Source organism: Pseudomonas sp., from assembly GCF_050739995.1.
In the GTDB taxonomy this organism is placed as follows: domain Bacteria; phylum Pseudomonadota; class Gammaproteobacteria; order Pseudomonadales; family Pseudomonadaceae; genus Aquipseudomonas.
This window is the reverse complement of record NZ_JBOICG010000534.1, coordinates 1-2,698: the sequence shown is the minus strand read 5'-3', so window position 1 is coordinate 2,698 and position 2,698 is coordinate 1. Positions and strand designations below refer to the sequence as shown.

3 protein-coding genes are annotated in these 2,698 nt (G+C 59.1%); 2 read left to right on the top strand and 1 reads right to left on the bottom strand.

Annotated elements, in window-relative coordinates; all coding sequences use genetic code 11:
* Positions 1-110, top strand: a 110-nt coding sequence (locus ACRESD_RS17440) for a DUF465 domain-containing protein (RefSeq protein ID WP_431752056.1), incomplete at its 5' end; no start/stop codon positions are given.
* A 137-nt stretch (positions 111-247) separates the two neighbouring features.
* On the opposite strand, the gene hglS is transcribed toward ACRESD_RS17440, so the two are convergent.
* Positions 248-1,624, bottom strand: coding sequence for a 2-oxoadipate dioxygenase/decarboxylase HglS (hglS, locus tag ACRESD_RS17435; protein WP_431752055.1), 1,377 nt, complete (start codon positions 1,622-1,624; stop codon positions 248-250).
* Between the two features lie 286 nt (positions 1,625-1,910).
* Here hglS and ACRESD_RS17430 point away from each other — a divergent pair.
* The coding region (locus ACRESD_RS17430) for an OprD family outer membrane porin (protein ID WP_431752054.1) at positions 1,911-2,698 on the top strand (788 nt) is incomplete at its 3' end.

Here is a 2,698-nt window from a genome sequence, read left to right as displayed (position 1 = left end):
ACGAGGAGGTGCTGAAAGCGGAGTCGGCCAGCGCCAGTGATGAGAAGGTGGAGGTGTTGAAGAAGAAGCGGTTGTTGATCAAAGACGAAATTGCGCAACGGCTAGCGTAGGAAACGTCGCAATATTTGTTCAGAATTGTCTGAGGGACAGAAGGCGTTTGACTGCCTATGATGCCAACCGTCCCCCCGGCTCTGGGGCCTTTTTGCGGCGCAAGGACTGCGCAGCTGAGCCGGGAGGGCACTTCATTTCAGCCCAGCAGTGTTTTCAGGCATTCGTCGATGGAACGCTGCTGCGTCTCGCCATACAGCTTTAATTCATCAATCGTCTGACGGCCCAGTGCTTGTTCAAACTGCGTCTGGTTGGCATTGGCTGCGTAGTGACTTTGCGCCGCATCCCCCAGGTTCGACTGGAAAATCCCCGCCGCACTCACCGGCAAGAAATCCTCATACACCAAGGGTTCCACCGCCACATGGCCGGCTGCGATCAATGACTCCAGCCCGCGTGGTTGATCGGCGTGGCCGCGTGCCGCCAGGCCCTGTTCGGTGGCGAAGTAGCGAAAGTACGCCAGGCCCTGTTCACGCATCTGTGTGTGGTCGTCGGGGAAGGCCTGGAAGTGCCGGTCCATCAATTGCACATAGCGCGTGGCGTTGCCTTCGTTGGGGAAGGCGCCCAGCTCATCGCGTGCGGCGTTCAGTAGTTGGTCGTACAGGGCGCGGCCTTTGGGCGTCAGGGCGACACCGCGTTGTTCGATTTCGCCGAAGCGTGCGCTGTGGCTGCCCTGGGCGTCGGTGAAGGCGATGGGTTCGTCGAGCGCCTTGAAGCTGGTCTGGCGCAGCAGGATCGGACACTGACGGCGGGGCGGGCCCTCGATCACGGCTTTGGGGGTGATGCCTTTGCCGGGCATGGCGGCCTGCACCTGGTCGATATCCAGGGTGCGTGGTGTCAGGTGATTGATGTGCGGGCCTTTGAATGCCACGACATCGGCGATCAGGCGGTGCTGGTCGCTCAGTAGTTGGTATTGCGCAGCGGTGACGGTGGCGGTGTGGTGCCAGCGGAAGGTTTCCAGGGCCTGGCGAATGAATTCATCGGCGTCTTGGGCGTTGAGGCCGCCGTCCCGTTCTGCTTGCTCAACCAATATCAGGGCGCCTGGGGTAAAGATCGATCGCTTGGCCAGGGCACTTTCGGCGAATGCGCGCAGGTCGAGGTTTTCGATCAGTTCCAGGCGCAGCAGTGAAGTGAACACGCGGAACGGACTGGTTTGCAGCGAACGTTCATGCACGGTGCGAAAGGCCGTGGAGTGCACCGGCACACCGGCGGGGGTGAGGTCGTAGTAGCCCACCGGTTGCATGCCCATCACCGCAAACAGACGACAGATGGTGGCCAGTTCTTCGGCAGTGCCCAGGCGGATGGCGCCGTGGCGCTCCATGTCCAATCGTTCGATCTCTCCGGTGCGCCGTAACTGCTGGGCCAGGCCCGTATCACTGTTCAACACCCGGTTGTTGGTCTCGGCCACCAGCCCCATCAGTGCGCCATACAGCGGAACTTCATCTCGGTACATGTCCGACATGGCCTTGGAAAAGCCTTTGCGGATCTCGTCGGGGCTGACATGCGCGGCACTGGGCATAGAAAAATTCCTGAACGCTGTGGAGAGGACGTGGCCTTTGGCTGGATTTTGTTGGGCTTGGTGCTATCCCGCAAACGAAGAATCTTCAGGACTTCATTCTGCGAATGAATGACATGACGTAAATATGACAAAAAACACCCGGTGAAAAATTTCATTTTCCCCCGACTTTCCTAACAAATTCTTCACGAGGTGCGCCCCAGTCCCCATGAAACAATCGTCACGTTTGTAGGGATGAAAGCTGTTCTGCACACCACGCACATAAAAATAGATTTAGGGGCCGTCGTTAATGAAAATTTCTACACTGGCGTTATCCGTCACCGCCGCGTTGCTTGCACAGCAAGCCAGCGCCGATGATTTTGGTCTGGGGTCCCTGGGCACAGGTACCGGTCACAGCGGCTTCCTTGAAGACAGCCATGCGTCCGTCAGTTCGCGGACCATGTACTACAACGCCGATAACCGCTCGGGGACCAGCAACGACCTGCGCGAAGCCGCGACCATGCTGCGTTTCGACTACAAGTCCGGCTTCACCCAAGGCACCCTCGGCGTCGGTTTCGACGTGATGGCCTTTGGCGCACTGCGCCTGGACGGTGGTGATGGTCACACCGCAGGCCCAGGCCTGTCGGGTAACGGCAACAGCTTCTTCCCTACCAAAAACGACGGTACCGAGCCTGCCGACTCCTTCGGTCGCGCCGCCGGCAACGTGAAGTTCCGGATTTCCCAGACCGAGTTGCACGTCGGTGGCGGCTTGGCGCCGGTGTTGCCGATCCTGGTTTCCAACGACAGTCGCGTGGCGCCGCAGACCTTTGACGGCGGCATCCTCACCTCCAACGACATCCCGAACGTGAGTATCACTGCCGGTGAGTTGAACAAGGCCGAAGGCCGTGCATCGAGCAATTCCACTGGCCTGAGCGTGGCCGGCGGCACCCGTGACAGCGACAGCTTCAAGTTCGGCGGGTTTGACTACAAGCCGTTTGGTTCTTCCGACAACGCTATCGCTAAAAACCTGACGTTGCAGTACTACTACGCCAACCTGGAAAACTTCTACAAACAGAACTATTTCGGCCTGGTCCACGT

Bases quoted from the DNA above. Each gene is read 5' to 3' on its own strand.
- hglS (WP_431752055.1), bottom strand. From the start codon at position 1,624: ATGCCCAGTGCCGCGCATGTCAGCCCCGACGAGATCCGCAAAGGCTTT.